The organism is Actinopolymorpha sp. NPDC004070 (assembly GCF_040610475.1).
Lineage (GTDB): Bacteria > Actinomycetota > Actinomycetes > Propionibacteriales > Actinopolymorphaceae > Actinopolymorpha.
In genome coordinates this window covers 288,394-303,074 of sequence record NZ_JBEXMJ010000010.1, presented here as the reverse complement: position 1 = coordinate 303,074, position 14,681 = coordinate 288,394, and the positions used below count along the sequence as shown (strand labels likewise).

At 72.6% G+C, this 14,681-nt stretch carries 15 protein-coding genes and 1 pseudogene; 11 read left to right on the top strand and 5 right to left on the bottom strand.

Annotated elements, in window-relative coordinates:
- Nucleotides 1–12 precede the first annotated feature (12 nt).
- Nucleotides 13–978: a CAP domain-containing protein gene (locus ABZV93_RS20020; RefSeq protein ID WP_354938135.1), complete on the top strand. Its 966-nt coding sequence runs from the start codon at nucleotides 13–15 to the stop codon at nucleotides 976–978.
- Here ABZV93_RS20020 and ABZV93_RS20015 read toward each other — a convergent pair.
- Entirely contained in the window at nucleotides 969–1,478 is a 510-nt protein-coding gene (locus tag ABZV93_RS20015) for a GNAT family N-acetyltransferase (protein WP_354938132.1), read from the bottom strand. The two genes, ABZV93_RS20020 and ABZV93_RS20015, sit on opposite strands and share 10 nt — an antisense overlap.
- 213 nt (nucleotides 1,479–1,691) lie before the next feature.
- Here ABZV93_RS20015 and ABZV93_RS20010 point away from each other — a divergent pair, with 213 nt between their 5' ends.
- On the top strand, nucleotides 1,692–2,522 hold the full coding sequence (locus ABZV93_RS20010; RefSeq protein ID WP_354938129.1) for an aldo/keto reductase: 831 nt from the start codon (nucleotides 1,692–1,694) through the stop codon (nucleotides 2,520–2,522).
- A gap of 113 nt (nucleotides 2,523–2,635) precedes the next feature.
- Here ABZV93_RS20010 and ABZV93_RS20005 read toward each other — a convergent pair whose 3' ends face one another.
- Nucleotides 2,636–3,223 carry a TMEM165/GDT1 family protein gene (locus tag ABZV93_RS20005; protein WP_354938126.1) on the bottom strand — a complete coding sequence of 196 codons (588 nt, stop codon included), beginning with the start codon at nucleotides 3,221–3,223 and terminating at the stop codon, nucleotides 2,636–2,638.
- Between the two features lie 290 nt (nucleotides 3,224–3,513).
- Between ABZV93_RS20005 and ABZV93_RS20000 the strand changes: the two genes are divergently transcribed.
- A complete protein-coding gene (locus tag ABZV93_RS20000; protein ID WP_354938123.1) occupies nucleotides 3,514–3,909 on the top strand; it encodes a metalloregulator ArsR/SmtB family transcription factor in 396 nt (131 codons plus the stop codon).
- A 19-nt stretch (nucleotides 3,910–3,928) separates the two neighbouring features.
- Here ABZV93_RS20000 and ABZV93_RS19995 read toward each other — a convergent pair whose 3' ends face one another.
- Both ABZV93_RS19995 and ABZV93_RS19990 read right to left on the bottom strand, forming a co-directional pair.
- Nucleotides 3,929–4,582 carry a response regulator transcription factor gene (locus tag ABZV93_RS19995; RefSeq protein ID WP_354938216.1) on the bottom strand — a complete coding sequence of 218 codons (654 nt, stop codon included), beginning with the start codon at nucleotides 4,580–4,582 and terminating at the stop codon, nucleotides 3,929–3,931.
- A 5-nt stretch (nucleotides 4,583–4,587) separates the two neighbouring features.
- A complete protein-coding gene (locus tag ABZV93_RS19990; protein WP_354938120.1) occupies nucleotides 4,588–5,979 on the bottom strand; it encodes a histidine kinase in 1,392 nt (463 codons plus the stop codon).
- 105 nt (nucleotides 5,980–6,084) lie between these two features.
- Between ABZV93_RS19990 and ABZV93_RS19985 the strand changes: the two genes are divergently transcribed.
- The 7 genes and pseudogenes from ABZV93_RS19985 to ABZV93_RS19955 all read left to right on the top strand — a co-directional run bounded on the left by ABZV93_RS19985 (nucleotide 6,085) and on the right by ABZV93_RS19955 (nucleotide 12,325).
- Nucleotides 6,085–6,699, top strand: a complete 615-nt coding sequence (locus tag ABZV93_RS19985) for a SurA N-terminal domain-containing protein (RefSeq protein WP_354938117.1) — start codon at nucleotides 6,085–6,087, stop codon at nucleotides 6,697–6,699.
- A 19-nt stretch (nucleotides 6,700–6,718) separates the two neighbouring features.
- Entirely contained in the window at nucleotides 6,719–7,780 is a 1,062-nt protein-coding gene (locus ABZV93_RS19980) for a MazG family protein (protein ID WP_354938114.1), read from the top strand.
- Between the two features lie 100 nt (nucleotides 7,781–7,880).
- Nucleotides 7,881–9,170 carry a phosphopyruvate hydratase gene (gene eno, locus ABZV93_RS19975; RefSeq protein WP_354938111.1) on the top strand — a complete coding sequence of 430 codons (1,290 nt, stop codon included), beginning with the start codon at nucleotides 7,881–7,883 and terminating at the stop codon, nucleotides 9,168–9,170.
- A gap of 5 nt (nucleotides 9,171–9,175) precedes the next feature.
- On the top strand, nucleotides 9,176–9,943 hold the full coding sequence (locus tag ABZV93_RS19970) for a septum formation initiator family protein (RefSeq protein WP_354938108.1): 768 nt from the start codon (nucleotides 9,176–9,178) through the stop codon (nucleotides 9,941–9,943).
- Nucleotides 9,940–10,437, top strand: a pseudogene (locus ABZV93_RS19965) (DUF501 domain-containing protein); the annotation flags it as partial. The gene ABZV93_RS19970 and the pseudogene ABZV93_RS19965, both read left to right, overlap by 4 nt.
- 24 nt (nucleotides 10,438–10,461) lie before the next feature.
- Nucleotides 10,462–11,457, top strand: a complete 996-nt coding sequence (locus ABZV93_RS19960) for a Ppx/GppA phosphatase family protein (protein WP_354938213.1) — start codon at nucleotides 10,462–10,464, stop codon at nucleotides 11,455–11,457.
- Complete coding sequence (locus tag ABZV93_RS19955; protein ID WP_354938105.1) at nucleotides 11,447–12,325, top strand: uracil-DNA glycosylase; 879 nt, start codon at nucleotides 11,447–11,449, stop codon at nucleotides 12,323–12,325. Before ABZV93_RS19960 ends, ABZV93_RS19955 begins: the two co-directional genes overlap by 11 nt.
- Nucleotides 12,326–12,363: 38 nt before the next feature.
- On the opposite strand, the gene ABZV93_RS19950 is transcribed toward ABZV93_RS19955, so the two are convergent.
- Nucleotides 12,364–13,038, bottom strand: coding sequence for a hypothetical protein (locus tag ABZV93_RS19950; RefSeq protein WP_354938103.1), 675 nt, complete (start codon nucleotides 13,036–13,038; stop codon nucleotides 12,364–12,366).
- Between the two features lie 132 nt (nucleotides 13,039–13,170).
- Between ABZV93_RS19950 and ABZV93_RS19945 the strand changes: the two genes are divergently transcribed.
- Entirely contained in the window at nucleotides 13,171–14,577 is a 1,407-nt protein-coding gene (locus tag ABZV93_RS19945) for an NAD(P)/FAD-dependent oxidoreductase (protein ID WP_354938101.1), read from the top strand.
- The last annotated feature ends 104 nt before the right edge of the window (nucleotides 14,578–14,681 follow it).

Sequence of the window (14,681 nt, the reverse complement as noted above, 5' to 3'; positions counted from 1 at the left end):
CTGGGAGAAGCCGTGGCCCGCGACGAGCGAGACGTACTCCACCACGACGACGGACGCGACCACGGCCACTGGGACGAGGAGGAGGACCAGCCGCGCCACCGGGGCCGGCGGCCGCTCTCGCGCCGGCTGATGGTGCCGGCGCTGGTCGCCACCGGGGTGCTCGCTCTCGGCGGCGGTGCGGTCTCGCTGGCCGGCTACCTCCAGCCCGACGACCCGACTCCCCAGGCCGGCGGCCGGGAGCGCGTGGTCGCCGATGCGCCGCGGGGCGCCGACACGTCCCGGCGAGCCGCCGAGGCGCCGGCCGCGAAGCCGACCCCCACGCCGAGCAAGCCGGTGAAGGCGCGGCCCGCGGCCACGCCGGAGCGCACCGTCACTCCGAAGAGCGCCGCCCGGGCGGAGAAGCCGGCCGCTCCGGAGCCGCGCAGGGGCGAGGCCGCGGGCAACCCCGAGCCGAAGGCGGCCGAGAAGGCCGGGCAGCCCAGGTCCGAGCCCGACTCTCCGCGTCCCCGGCGTACCACCCTGCGCACGCGTGAGCCGGCCCCGCCCGCGCACACCGCCAAGCCGGACACCAACTCGGGGTCCACGACCACCAGCCGGGAGAGCTCCTACGAGGACCAGGTGGTCCGGCTGACCAACGAGGCCCGGGCGCGCGCCGGCTGCGCGCCGCTGCGGGTGGACGACCGGCTGCGGTCCGTCGCGCACGCGCACTCCTACGACATGGCCGCCCGCGGCTACTTCGGGCACGACACCCCGGACGGCAGGACCCCCTGGGATCGCATCCGGGCCGCCGGGTACGCCTACCCCGCCGCGGAGAACATCGCCCGCGGCCAGCAGACGCCGCATGACGTCACCCAGGCCTGGCTGAACAGCCAAGGCCACCGCGAGAACATGCTGAACTGCAGGATCAAGGCGATCGGTGTCGGTGTCCACATCGGATCCGGTGGCCCGTGGTGGACGCAGGACTTCGGCTACAACTGAGCCTCGCCCACCTGCTCCGGCACCGGTTCGGTGACCGGCAGCGACCTGGCGTAGCACCGGTTGCCGGGAGAGTCGCGGTGCAGACCGTACGACGGGATCGGCGTGTAACCCGCGGACAGGTAGAGCGCGATCGCCTCCGGCTGGGCGACTCCCGTCTCCAGGACCATCCGGGTCCTCCCGGCGGCGGCGGCATCGCGTTCCAGGGCGGCCAGCATCCGGCGGGCCAGGCCCCGGCCGCGCGCCTCGGGTGCGACGTACATCCGCTTCACCTCGGCGTCACCGGGCAGCAGCAGGGAGTACGGCGGAGTACGCCAGCCCGCGCAGCCGACCGGCCGGCCGTCGAGGTAGCAGACCAGGAACAACCCTCCCCGCGGGTCGAACTCGCGCGGGTCGATCGGTGAGCGGTCGATCCCGCCGTAGCGGACGACGTACTCCTGCTGCACCTGCTCGGTCAGCGTCTGGGCGTCGGGATGGTCGAAGCCGACCGTACGCAGCTCCACGCGGGCAAATCTAACCGGCGCGGGTCCGCCCACCGCCGCCACCCGCCGACCACCCGGCCCCCGGCCGCCCGCACGTGCCACCCGCCCAGGTCGGCCCCGACTCGCCGCTAAGTGGCCGCTGTGGTCTGATGTTTGGGATGCCCGGTCGGTCGTGACCCCACGTGAGGCCGACGCGACCGGCACACCAGTGCACTCCCATGGAGGTTCACGCGCATGTCCGCAGTACCCAACGTCACTTTGAACAACGGTGTGGAGATGCCGCAGCTCGGCTTCGGCGTCTGGCAGGTGCCCGACGAGGACGCCACCGCCGCCGTCCGCACCGCGATCGAGGTCGGTTACCGCAGCATCGACACGGCCGCGATCTACGGCAACGAGGAGGGCACCGGCAAGGGAATCGCCGAGTCCGGCGTCTCGCGCGAGGAGCTGTTCGTCACCACCAAGCTGTGGAACGGCGAGCAGGGCTACGACACCACCCTCGCCGCGTTCGAGGAGAGCCTGCGCCGGCTCAAGCTCGACTACGTGGACCTGTACCTCATCCACTGGCCGGTGCCGAGTCAGGACAAGTACGTCGACACCTGGAAGGCGTTCGAGAAGCTGTACGCCGACGGGCGGATCCGCTCCATCGGCGTGTCCAACTTCAACCCGCACCACCTGCAGCGGCTGTTCGACGAGACCACCGTCGTCCCGGCGCTGAACCAGATCGAGGTCCACCCCTACCTCATCCAGGAGAAGGTGCGGGCGTTCAACAGCGAGCACGGCATCGCCACCGAGGCGTGGAGCCCGCTGGCCCAGGGCGGCGAGCTGCTGAAGGACCCCAAGGTCGGCACGCTGGCCGAGAAGTACGGCAAGACCCCCGCCCAGATCGTGCTGCGGTGGCACCTCCAGGTCGGTAACGTCGTCATCCCGAAGTCGGTCACTCCGTCGCGCATCGCGGAGAACTTCGACCTGTTCGACTTCGAGCTGTCGGCCGGGGACCTGGGCGCCATCACCGCCCTGAACCGCGACGAGCGGACCGGCGGCGACCCGGACACGCTGGGTTCCTGATCCCTGGGCGTGTCCCGCTGGGGCACCGACGTGAGAACGGCGGCGGCCCGTCCGGTGAGGACGGGCCGCCGCCTGTTTCTTCCGTCGTGTCGTTCGCCGTGGTGGCGGGACGGTCAGCGCAGTTGGATGATCACCTCGACCAGCAGCCAGACGCCGAAGACGGCGAACAGGGCCGAGGCGCCGTACCGGATCGCGCGTTCGGGCAGTCGCCGGCCGAGCTGCTGGCCGATCACGATGGCGATGGCGTCGGCGACCACCATTCCGACGGTCGACCCGAGCCAGGTGCCCAGCCAGCCGTGCTGGGTGGCCAGGGTGATCGTGGCGAGCATCGTCTTGTCGCCGAGCTCGGCGAGGAAGAACGCGAGGGAGACCGCGACGACCGCGGACCGCTTCGCCCGGCGGGCCTTCTGCTCCTCGTCCTCGGAGAGGCTGTCGCCGCGCAGCGTCCATCCGGCGAAGCCGAAGAACGCCAGCGCGGCCACCAGCGAGATCCATGCGGTGGGGATGGTTTCGCCGAGGCTGTAGCCCACGCCCACCGACACCGCGTGCACCACCGCGGTCGCGAGGGTGATCCCGACGAGTACGGGGAGCGCGCGGTAGCGGGTGGCGAAGGTCAGGGCCATCAGCTGGGACTTGTCGCCCAGCTCGGCCACGAAGATGACGCCGAAGCTCAGGAAGAAGCTGGCCGTCAGGGCATCCATGGGAAGTGTCGCTCCTCGATCAGGCCGGACCGAGGGATGCGCGACCTCGACCCGGGCGTTTCGCCTGGTCGAAGGTCTCGCCCGCCTGATGGAGGCTGCCGGGCCGGGCGCCGCGCGAGGCGGCTGCCAGCGTGTCGACCGCGGCATTGGGGGCTACTCCCCTTCGCGTCGTACAGCATGGCGCGGACCGGCTCGATTGTCAACCAGTTGCGCAAGTGACGAACTATTGTGGGCCACCTCACATGCGGCCGTTCCGCTCACCTCGCGGATACGGAAGAATCGGCGGCGTCATGGTCAATCCAGCCGATCCGCCCGCGCAGACCGGGTCCTCAGAGCCGACCGGGCTGCAGGTGCCGTCCGGACCGCAGCTACGAGCGGCGGCGGAGACGTTCGACCTGCTGTCCTCACCCACCCGGCTGCACCTGGTGTGGCTGCTTGCCCGGCACGAGTACGACGTCGGCACGCTCGCGGAGAGCACCGGCGCCAACGTCGCCGCGGTCAGCCAGCACCTGGCCAAGCTTCGGCTGGCCGGTCTGGTGACGGCGCACCGGGAGGGCCGGCGGCAGATCTACGCGGTGGAGGACCCACACGTCCTCACCCTGGTGGACCAGATCTTCGAGCACATCGCCCCGGACGGCTCGCTGGCGCCGGACCCGCCGACGCCACGCCATCCGCGCCGCACCTGAGACGGGTTCGCCGCCACTCTCAGGGGATCGTTTCGCCTGACTCCCAGACCCACGCGGCGATCCCGACGCGGTTGCGTACTCCCAGCTTCCGCTGGATGTTCGCGGTGTGGGTCTTGGTCGTGCCCGCGGAGATGAACAGGTCGGCGCCGATCTCGGCGTTCGTCTTGCCGGCGGCGACCAGCCTGGCCACCTCCACCTCCCGGTCGGTCAGCGGCTCGACCGGGGGAGCGGTGCGGGTACGCCGCTGCTGGGTGACGTGACGCAGCAGGCGGACCGTGACCGACGGACTGATCAGCGTGTCGCCGGCCATCGCCGCGCGCACCGCCTCGACCAGCAGCGTCGGGCCGGCCCGCTTGAGCAGGAACCCGCAGGCGCCGTACGCGAGCGCGGTGTGGGCGTACTCGTCCAGGTCGAACGTCGTCACCACCACCACCCGCAGCGGGTCCGCGACGTCCGGCCCGGCCAGCGCCCGGGTGAGTTCCAGGCCGTCCAGCCGCGGCATCCGGATGTCGGCGACCACGACGTCCGGGCGCAGGTGCCGGGCCTGCTCCAGCGCCGAGACGCCGTCCGCGGCCTCGGCGACGACCTGCATGTCCGGCTGGGAGTCCAGGATCAGCCGGAAGCCGCTGCGGATGTTCTCCTGGTCGTCGGCGATGAGAATCCGGGTGGCCACGTCGATCATCGTTTCATCGTGTCGCCGCCCAGGTCACCCAGGCGGTCGGTTCGGCCGGCTCGGTCGGTTCGGCCGGTGCGGTCGGTTCGGCCGGTGCGGCCGGTTCGGTCGGTGCCCCCGGACGCCAGCGGGAGGACCGCGGTCGTACGCCATCCCGCCCGGCCGTACGGGCCCGCGGTCAGCGTGCCGCCGAGGGCCTGGACCCGTTCGCTCAGGCCGACCAGGCCGAGGCCGCCCCGGCGGTCGCCGCCGTCGACCGGCGTGTCCGTACGGTCCGGATCGCCCGGCTGGTTGGTGATCTCCACGGTCAGCGTCGGGCTGTCGTGGTCGCCGGCGCCGTCGCTCCTGGCGAGCGTGACGGTGACGGCGGAGTCCAGCGGTGCGTGCCGGCGTACGTTCGTCAGCGCCTCCACCACCACCCGGTGGACGGTGGAGCCGATCTCGCGGGGGACCGCGGCAGCCAGGTCGGGCGGCAGGTGCAGCCGGACCGGCCCGGAGCCGCCGGCTGTGAACCGGCCGAGGAGTTCGGGCAGGTCACCGACGCCCGGCGCGGGCGCCCGGCCGGCGTCCTGGGCGTACGACGACTCCGGGCCCTCGGCCGAATCCGTGGGGGAGCCCTCGTCGAGGTCGTGCAGCATGTGCACCGTCCGGTCCATCGAGGACAGCGCCGCGAGCCCCGCCTCCTCGATCCGCGCGAGCGCGTCGAGGACCGCCTCCGGCCGCTGTGCCGCCACCGCCCGCGCGGCCTGCGCCTGGACCACGATGCCGCTGATGTCGTGTGCGACGAAGTCGTGCAGGTCGCGGGCCAGCGCCAGCCGCTGCGTCCGGCGAGCCTCGCGAACAGCCCGCTCGCGGGTGCTGTCCAGCGACCGCAGGTAACCCCCGCCGAGCGCCGAGCACACCGCGCCCAGCGCCCAGAAGCCGACCGACCCCACCTGGTCCAGCAGGGACAAGCCGTGCACCGCGCGCAGGATCATCGTCGCCTGCGCGGCCGAGGCGAGCAGCCCGACAGCGAACGCCTGCCGGGCCGGTGCGAGCCGGACCACCAGGACGATCAGCCACAGCAGCCCGGCCAGTTCGAACAGCCCGAACCACTGGACGCTCGGCGGCAGCGACTCCGGGATGAGGAGCGTGGCGGCGAGGGAGACGAGCGCGGCGGCGACGGCGACCGGCACCAGGGCGGCCCGGTGCGCCGGCCCGGCCACCAGCAGTCCGGCCAGCCCGCCGGAGGCCACGCCCGCCGGGACGCTGACGAAGGGGCTGACGAGGAACGCCGCCGCACAGCCGGCGACAACGAACAGCCCGGCGACGGCGAGCCCCGCCCGGAACCTGACCGTGCTGGTTCCTGCTGGGCCGGTTCCGGCTGGGCCGGTTCGTTCGGAGATGGGGCCGGACATGGGACGAGAGTAGGGTCCGGCCCGTCGGGCCGCCGCCGGAACGGGCTGCGTACGATCGGGTGCGACGTGGCTGGTATCCGTTGCGAACGTGCGAGAAGAGGTCCCGTGGTCGGTCGAAGGCACGCTGGTCGAGTCGCCGCTGTCGCTCTGGTCGCCGGGCTGGCGCTGTCCGGCTGTGGCGCGGTCTCCAACCCCGGAGCCGCGGCCCAGGTCGGTGACCGGACGATCTCTGTGTCCTACCTCCAGAAGCAGTCGCGCGACATCCTGGCCAAGGCCGGGCGGTCCGATCTCGGCGACTCCGAGTCGACCAAGCTGCAGAGCGACCTGCTCCAGCAGCTCGTCGACGACGAGCTGATCGTTCCCACCGCCAGGCGGTCGGGTGTGAGTGCCAGCCAGGCCGACATCGACGAGGTCAAGTCGCAGATCAAGGCGCAGCGTGTGGTGATCCCGCCGGACATGCTGGACGGCTTCGCGCGGTGGGTCGTCCTGCGCCGCGGCCTCAACACCAAGCTGCTCGGCCGGGAGCCCTCCAGCCAGCAGGAGCAGGCCAAGGCCGACCAGCTGGTCGGGCGGGAGATGTCCAGGACCGCCGAGCAGGTCGGGGTCAAGGTCAACCCGCGCTACGGCACCTGGACGGGTTCGGCGGTGAAGCCGGGTGGCCAGCTCGTCACCCCGGAGCCGACCGCGCCCGAGGCTCCTGCCGTACCCCAGATGCCCTGATCCCACGGTGGCCCCGCAGATGACGGCCGGTCGTGTCGCCCTGCTGCTGACCAGCCCGCGGGTGGCGCCGGGCCTGCTCACCTGGCCGGCCTGGGAGCTGCTGCGCTCGGCCGACGAGGTGCTCACCGGCGACGCCGACCACCCGCAGCGCGCGCCGGTCGAGGCTGCCGGGATACGGGTCGCCGTCGTGGCCGATCCGCTCGCGCCCGGCGAGCTGGCCGACCTCCTCGTGACCAGGGCTCGCGCCGGCGCCGAGGTGGTGTGGCTGGCCTCCGACGACGGCGACCCGGCGCTCGGCCGGGCACTCGGCCACCTGCTGGCCACCGCCGCCGAGTCGGGCACGCGGGGCCTGCCCGCCCTGGAGGTGGTGCCCGCCTCCTACGACCTGCCAGGTGCCCGGCTGCTGGACCTGGTGTCGGTGATGGACCAGCTGCGCGACCGCTGCCCGTGGGTGCGCGACCAAACTCACCGGTCGCTGGTGCGGTACCTCGTGGAGGAGTCGTACGAAACCGTCGAGGCGATCGAGGCCGGCGGCCGGCAGCATCTGCGCGAGGAGCTCGGCGACCTGCTGTTCCAGGTGGTGTTCCACGCCAGGCTGGCCGAGGAGGACGCGGAGACGCCGTTCTCCATCGACGACGTCACCGCCGACCTGGTGGAAAAGCTGATCCGGCGTAACCCGCACGTCTTCGGCCCCGCCGCGGGTGGCCCGTCCGGGACCGCTGAGTCGACGGCGGCGGAGGTGGAGAACGTCTGGGACCAGCTGAAGGCCGAGGAGAAACAACGCACCTCCGCGGTCGAGGGCGTGCCGCTGGCCCTGCCCGCGCTGACGCTCGCCGACAAGCTGCTCGGGCGTACGGCACGGTCGGGTGTCCGGGTCGACGGGCCCGATCCGGCCGTACTCTCCGAGGTCGCCGGCGACCCCACGGCCGGGACCGAACGCCTCGACGCCGACCGGCTCGGCGCCGCGTTGCTGGCCCTGGTCGACCGCGCGCGGTCCGCGGACCTCGATCCCGAGCAGGCGTTGCGCGACGCCTGCCGGCGCTACGTCGACGCCGTTCGCGCCGCCGAGCGCACCCGTTGATCTCCAGGATCCGGGTGGTGCGCGGGTCGGTTCGCCGTACGCACAGGCGGCGCCGCTAGGCTCGGGGGGTCCATGACCTGAGTTGTCTGGGAGGCAGCACGTGGCAACGATCGAGGCCCTCACCGCCCGCGAGATTCTGGACTCGCGCGGCAATCCCACCGTCGAGGTCGAGGTGGGTCTCGACGACGGCACCATCGCCCGCGCTGACGTACCCTCCGGCGCGTCGACCGGCGCGTTCGAGGCGGTGGAGCTGCGCGACGGCGACGACAAGCGCTTCGTCGGCAAGGGCGTCACCAACGCCGTGCGCGGTGTGGTCGACGTGATCGCCCCCGAGCTGGTCGGCTACGAGGCCAGCGAGCAGCGGCTGATCGACGCCCGGCTGATGGACCTGGACGGCACGCCCAACAAGGCCAAGCTCGGCGCCAACGCGCTCCTCGGCGTGTCCCTGGCCGTCGCCCGCGCCGCCGCGTCCTCGGCCGACCTGCCGTTGTTCCGCTACGTCGGCGGGCCCAACGCGCACCTGCTCCCGGTGCCGATGCTCAACATCGTCAACGGCGGTGCGCACGCCGACAACGACGTCGACTTCCAGGAGTTCATGATCGCCCCGATCGGGGCGGCGACCTTCGCCGAGGCGCTGCGCTGGGGTGCCGAGACCTACCACGCGCTGAAGGCGGTCCTGAAGAGCCAGGGCCTGTCCACCGGGCTCGGCGACGAGGGTGGCTTCGCGCCCAACCTGCCGTCCAACCGTGCGGCGCTGGACCTGATCGCCACCGCGGTCGGCGCGGCCGGCTTCCGGTTCGGCACCGACGTCGCGGTGGCCATCGACGCCGCGGCCACCGAGTTCTACGACGCCGACACCGACCGCTACCGCTTCGAGGGTGGCGACAAGACGTCGGAGGAGATGGCGGCCTACTACGCCGAGCTCCGTGCGTCGTACCCCCTGGTGTCCCTGGAGGACCCGCTGGCCGAGGACGACTGGTCCGGCTGGGCCGGGCTCACCGAGACCCTCGGAGGGAAGGTCCAGCTGGTCGGCGACGACCTGTTCGTCACCAACCCCGAGCGGATCGCCCGCGGCATCGCCGAGCAGTCGGCCAACGCGGTGCTCATCAAGCTCAACCAGATCGGCACCCTCACCGAGACCCTCGACGCGGTGGACATGTCCCACAGGGCGGGCTTCCGCACGATGATCAGCCACCGGTCGGGTGAGACCGAGGACACCACGATCGCCGACCTCGCGGTGGCGACCAACGCGGGGCAGATCAAGACCGGTGCCCCCGCGCGCGGCGAGCGGGTGGCGAAGTACAACCAGCTGCTGCGGATCGAGGAGGAGCTGGACGACGCGGCCCGGTACGCCGGACGGACGGCGTTCCCGCGGTTCACCTCCGAGTAGGTCCGGTGAGCGACGCACGGGGTGGTCGCAACGCCCGGCCCGCAGGTCGCGGGCAGGGTCCTGGCCGGGCCAAGCCCGGCGCTTCCGGACGTGGCGCGCGGGGTGGTGCGGGTTCTTCCCGGACCACCCGCCGCTCCGCCGGGGCCGGCCCGACCCGTACGGCCGGCCGGGGCGAGGCGCGTCCGGAGGCGGCGGTCCGGCCCGGGGTGGCCCGGGCCACCACCGGCACGGTGCCGAACGCTCGCCGCGACCCCGGCCGGCCCGACACCGCCAAGCCCACCTCGCGGCGCAACGCCAACGTCACCGGCCGGGCGGCGATCCTGGCTCTCGTGATCGCGGCGCTGGTCATCTCCTACGCGTCCAGCCTGCGGGCCTGGGTCGAACAACGCAGCCAGATCGCCGCGCTGCGTACCGAGGAGACCCGGCGTACCGACCGCGTGGCCTCCCTGGAGAAGGAGCTGCGGCGCTGGCACGACCCGGCGTACGTCGAGGCGCAGGCCCGCGAGCGCCTGCGCTGGGTGAAGCCGGGCGAGACCGGCTACGTCGTGGTCGGCGAGGACGGCTCGGTCGCGAAGGCGCCGGCCGTCGCCGGTGCGGCAGCCGTCCCCACCGGGCCCCAGCAGGCCTGGTGGTCCAGCCTGTGGGGGAGCGTCGAGCGGTCGGGTGTGCAGCCGACGACGACGCCCGTCGGCAGGACACCCAGCACGCCGAAGCACGAGCCGCCGAAGACCATCGACCCCAGCCCCACCCAGACGCCGCGACCGAACCGATGACCGCACCCGAGCCCGAGGACCCTGCCGACTCCGGGGATCCAGTGGCCGCCGCCGACGTGGCCGCGGTCAGCGCCCAGCTCGGCCGGCCGGCCCGTGGCGTGCACGGAGTCGCGCACCGGTGCCGCTGCGGGTTGCCGGACGTCGTGGAGACCGAGCCGCGGCTGCCCGACGGTACGCCGTTCCCGACCACCTTCTATCTCACCTGCCCGCGTCTGGCCGCCGAGATCGGCCGACTGGAGGCGAGCGGACTGATGCGGGAGTGGACCGAACGGCTGACCACCGACCCCGACCTGGCAGCCGCCTACCGGCGCGCCCACGAGCACTACCTCACCGCCCGCGAGCGGCTCGGCCACGTACCCGAGATCGCCGGGATCTCCGCAGGCGGCATGCCCGACCGGGTGAAGTGCCTGCACTCGCTGGTCGGCCACGCGCTCGCGGCCGGGCCGGGAGTGAACCCGCTCGGGGACGAGGCGCTGGCGCTGCTGCCCGACTGGGCGGCGGAGGGGCGTTGTGTCGAGATCGACCCGCCGGTACGCGTGGCCGCCGTCGACTGCGGCACCAACTCCATCCGGCTGCTGGTCGCCGACATCACCACCGAGCCGGCCACCGGGGCGCGGGCCCTGCACGAGCTGGACCGCCGGCTGGAGATCGTCCGCCTCGGGGAGGGTGTGGACCGTACGGGCCGGTTGTCCGAGCAGGCCCTGGCGCGGACGTTCGCCGCCTGTGAGCGGTACGCCGAGCGGATCCGCGAGCTGGGTGCGGAGCAGGTGCGGTTCGTGGCCACCTCGGCCTCCCGTGACGCCGGCAACCGGGACGAGTTCGTGGCGGGTGTGCGAGACATCCTCGGCGTCGAGCCCGAGGTGATCATCGGCGCGGAGGAGGCCGACCTGTCCTTCGCCGGCGCGACCCGCGAGTTGGCCGGGCGCCGGATCCCGACGCCGTACCTCGTGTTCGACATCGGCGGCGGCTCCACCGAGTTCGTCCTCGGCGGCGCGCGGCCGGAGGCGGCGGTCTCGGTCGACATGGGCTGCGTACGACTCACCGAGCGGTACCTCACCGACGACCCGCCGACGCCCGCGCAGGTGGAGCAGGCCCGGGCGGAGGTCGAGCGCCGCCTGGACGAGGTGGCGGGGGAGGTGCCGCTGGAGCGCGCCCGTACCCTCGTCGGCCTGGCCGGCACGGTGACGACGGTGGCGGCGATGGCGCTGGACCTGCCGGCGTACGACCGCGACCGGATCCACCACGCCCGCATCCCCGCGGCCGAGGTGCACGCGGTCACCGACCGGCTGTTGTCGATGACCCACGCGCAGCGGAAGGCGCTGCCGTTCATGCATCCGGGCCGGGTGGACGTGATCGGCGCCGGCGCGCTGATCCTGGACCGGATCCTCGCCCGGGTCTCGCCCCACCTCGCCCGTGGCGAACTCGTGGTCAGCGAACACGACATCCTGGACGGCATCGCGTGGAGTGCCGCTTCGAGGTCGCGGGCATCCCGTCGGGACGCCGATGACCGCTGAGCGGCGTCCGCATCCGGTGACCGGTGCGGCGTTCGCCAGTCCGGTTCCGCCGGGCACCGGCTGGCCCGACGACCCGGCCGAGACGGACACACCGGTCGCACATGACGCCGCCGACGTGGAGCGGCTCGCGGCCACCGCGCCGGACCTGGAGGAACTCACCGCCCGGCAGTCGGTGTGCCGCGCCTGTCCCCGCCTGGTCGAGTGGCGCGAGGGCGTCGCCGCCTCGCCGCGCCGGTCGTTCGCCGGCCAGCCGTACTGGGGCCGCCCGGTGGCCGGGTGGGGCGATCCGGCGCCGGCCGTGATGATCGTGGGGCTGGCACCCGCAGCGCACGGCGGCAACCGTACCGGCCGGATCTTCACCGGTGACCGGTCCGGCGACTGGCTCTTCGCGGCACTTGCGCGGGTGGGCCTCGCGGTGCAGCCGACGAGCGTCTCCGCCGGTGACGGGCAACGGCTGCTCGGCGTCCGCGTGGTCGCCGCGGTTCGCTGTGCGCCGCCGGAGAACAAACCGCTGCCGGCCGAACGCGACGCGTGCTTCCCCTGGCTGCGCAGGGAGTGGGAGCTGTGCGCACCGACGGTCCGCTCGGTCGTCGCGCTCGGGTCGTACGGCTGGACCGCCGCCGTTCGTACTCTCGCCGCGCTGGGCTACCGGATTCCCCGCCCGCGGCCGAAGTTCGGTCACGGTGCGGAGGTGCTGCTGGCGCCGCCGGATCGGTCCGCGGCCGACTGGCCGGAGGTGCTCCTCATCGGCTCCTACCACCCGAGCCAGCAGAACACCTTCACCGGCAAGCTCACCGAGCCGATGCTCGACGCCGTCCTCACCCGCGCGGCCGACCACGCCGGCCTACCTCGCCTGCCGGCGAACTGAGCGTGCGCAACGGCGCTTCGTCAGCTCCAAGCGTTACGTCAGCGGCCGAGGAGGTTCGCGACGCGGATGACGGAGTCCACGGCGGGCAGCACCCGGGTGGGCTCCATGCGGCCCTGCCAGTACACCAGCAGGTCGGTGCCGTGCAGGCTCCAGTTCGGCGCCATGCCGGCCAGGTGGGTGCGCACCAGCGCGGGCCCGATCACCTGGCGTACGAGTTCGGGATGGGTGCTGTGGACGCGGAAGTCACGGTCGAACTCGTCGATGCCCACCTCTTCGGCCTGGTCCGGGCCGTTGAGCCAGCGCCACATGCGCGAGCCGGACCCGCGGCCGGCCACCTCGATGCCGGGGTAGGTGTAGGGGAGATGTACGACACAGGCGACGATGTCGTGGTGGTCGGTGGTGACCTGGGTTTGCCCGTTCACGTAGGTCGTGTGCGTGGTCTGGTACGTGTACTCCGCCATGCTCACGGGTAGTTCGCGATAGATGCCGGTGAACAGGCAGCGGACACCGCGTGGGTTCGCTCCGGGAAGGCGAGCGGTCCAGGGCACCTCGACGCTGCCGGCGTAGGTCGTCCACCCGATCGACGACGCCCAGGCGGCAAGCCCCTCGAGTCGGCGCTGTTCGCGGCGCTGGACGAGCGCGACGAGCGGCACGGTCAGCGCTACTGCTGCGACGACGAGGGCGATGAGGATGACAGCGAAGATCGCGCCCACGGCCCCTCCCTCGTTCATTCGAGCTTAGGGCGTGTCATGCGAATCGTGTGACGTTCCCGACAGCGGCGTTCGGTCCTTGTGAACGAATTCACGAGCGACTAGCCTGAACAACGACCTAGGAGGTGAACGGACGTGAACACACGGCACGTCCTCATCGCCGGAGGCGGCTACGTCGGCATGTATGCCGCCTTCCGGCTCCAGAAATCCCTTCGCAAGGAACTCCGTCGAGGCGAGGTCACGATCACCGTCGTGGAGCCCCGTTCGTACATGACCTACCAGCCCTTCCTCCCCGAGGCCGCGGCCGGCAACCTCGAGCCCCGCCACGTCGTCGTGCCTCTACGGCGGGTCCTGCCCGCCGTGCAGGTGATCACCGGGCGCGTCGTGGGCATCGACCACGCCGAGCACACCGCCCGGATCGAGCCGCGCGCCGGCGCCACGTACGACGTGCACTACGACGAACTCGTCGTCGCCCTCGGCTCGGTCGCCCGGACCCTGCCCATCCCCGGCCTCGCCGAGCAGGCGATCGGGTTCAAGCAGGTCGAGGAAGCCATCCAGCTTCGCAACCACGTGCTCGACCGGCTCGACGTCGCCGAGTCCACCGCGAACGAGGAGACCCGGCGACGGGCCTTGTCGTTCGTGTTCGTCGGCGGCGGCTACGCCGGCGTAGAGGCGCTCGCCGAGCTCGAGGACATGGCCCGCTACGCCTGCCGCTACTACCGCAACTTCCGCGCCGAAGACATGCGCTGGGTGCTGGTGGAGGCGGCCGGGCGGATCCTGCCCGAGGTCGGGGAGGACATGGGGCGCTACACCGTCGAACGCCTGCGCAAGCGGCACATCGACGTGAAGCTGAACACCCTGTTGGAGTCCTGCGTCGACGGGCACGTGGAACTCTCCGACGGCACCCGGCTGGAGTCCGACACCATCGTGTGGACCGCCGGAGTCAAGGCCAACCCGGTCCTCGCCGCGTCCGACCTGCCGCGCGACGACAAGGGCCGACTGCCCACCGAGCCCGACCTGCGGGTCGTCGGCGCCGAGCACGTCTGGGCGGCCGGTGACTGCGCCGCCGTGCCTGACCTGACCGGACCGCCGAACGCGGTGTGCAGCCCCTCGGCCCAGCACGCCGTACGCCAGGCCAAGGTACTCGGCGACAACGTGGCCCGCGCCCTCAAGGGCAAGCCGCTGCAGAACTACAAGCACAAGCACGTCGGCTCGGTCGCCAGTCTCGGCCTGCACAAGGGCGTGGCGCAGGTCTACGGCATCAAGCTGCGCGGCTGGCCGGCGTGGTTCATGCACCGCACCTACCACATCAGCCGGATGCCCACCCTCAACCGCAAGGTCCGCATCGTGGCCGACTGGACGCTCGGGCTGTTCTTCCCCCGCGAGATCGTCTCGCTGGGCAGCCTGCAGCGCCCGCGGGAGGAGTTCGAGCGCAGCGCCCTGCCGCGCCAGTTCTCCCCACCCGCGAGCAGGTCGCCCGAGCTCGAACCCGTTCATGCTGGTGGAAGGGCCGAGCCGAGGCCGGAGCAGGACGGGCGGTAGCGGAAGGGCGCACCCTGGTCCGGGCCGACCCAGGTCTGATCCGGCAGTGGCTCGATCGTCCCCGGGGCGGGTAGAACGTCTCGGGGACGACCGGACGAGAGGGG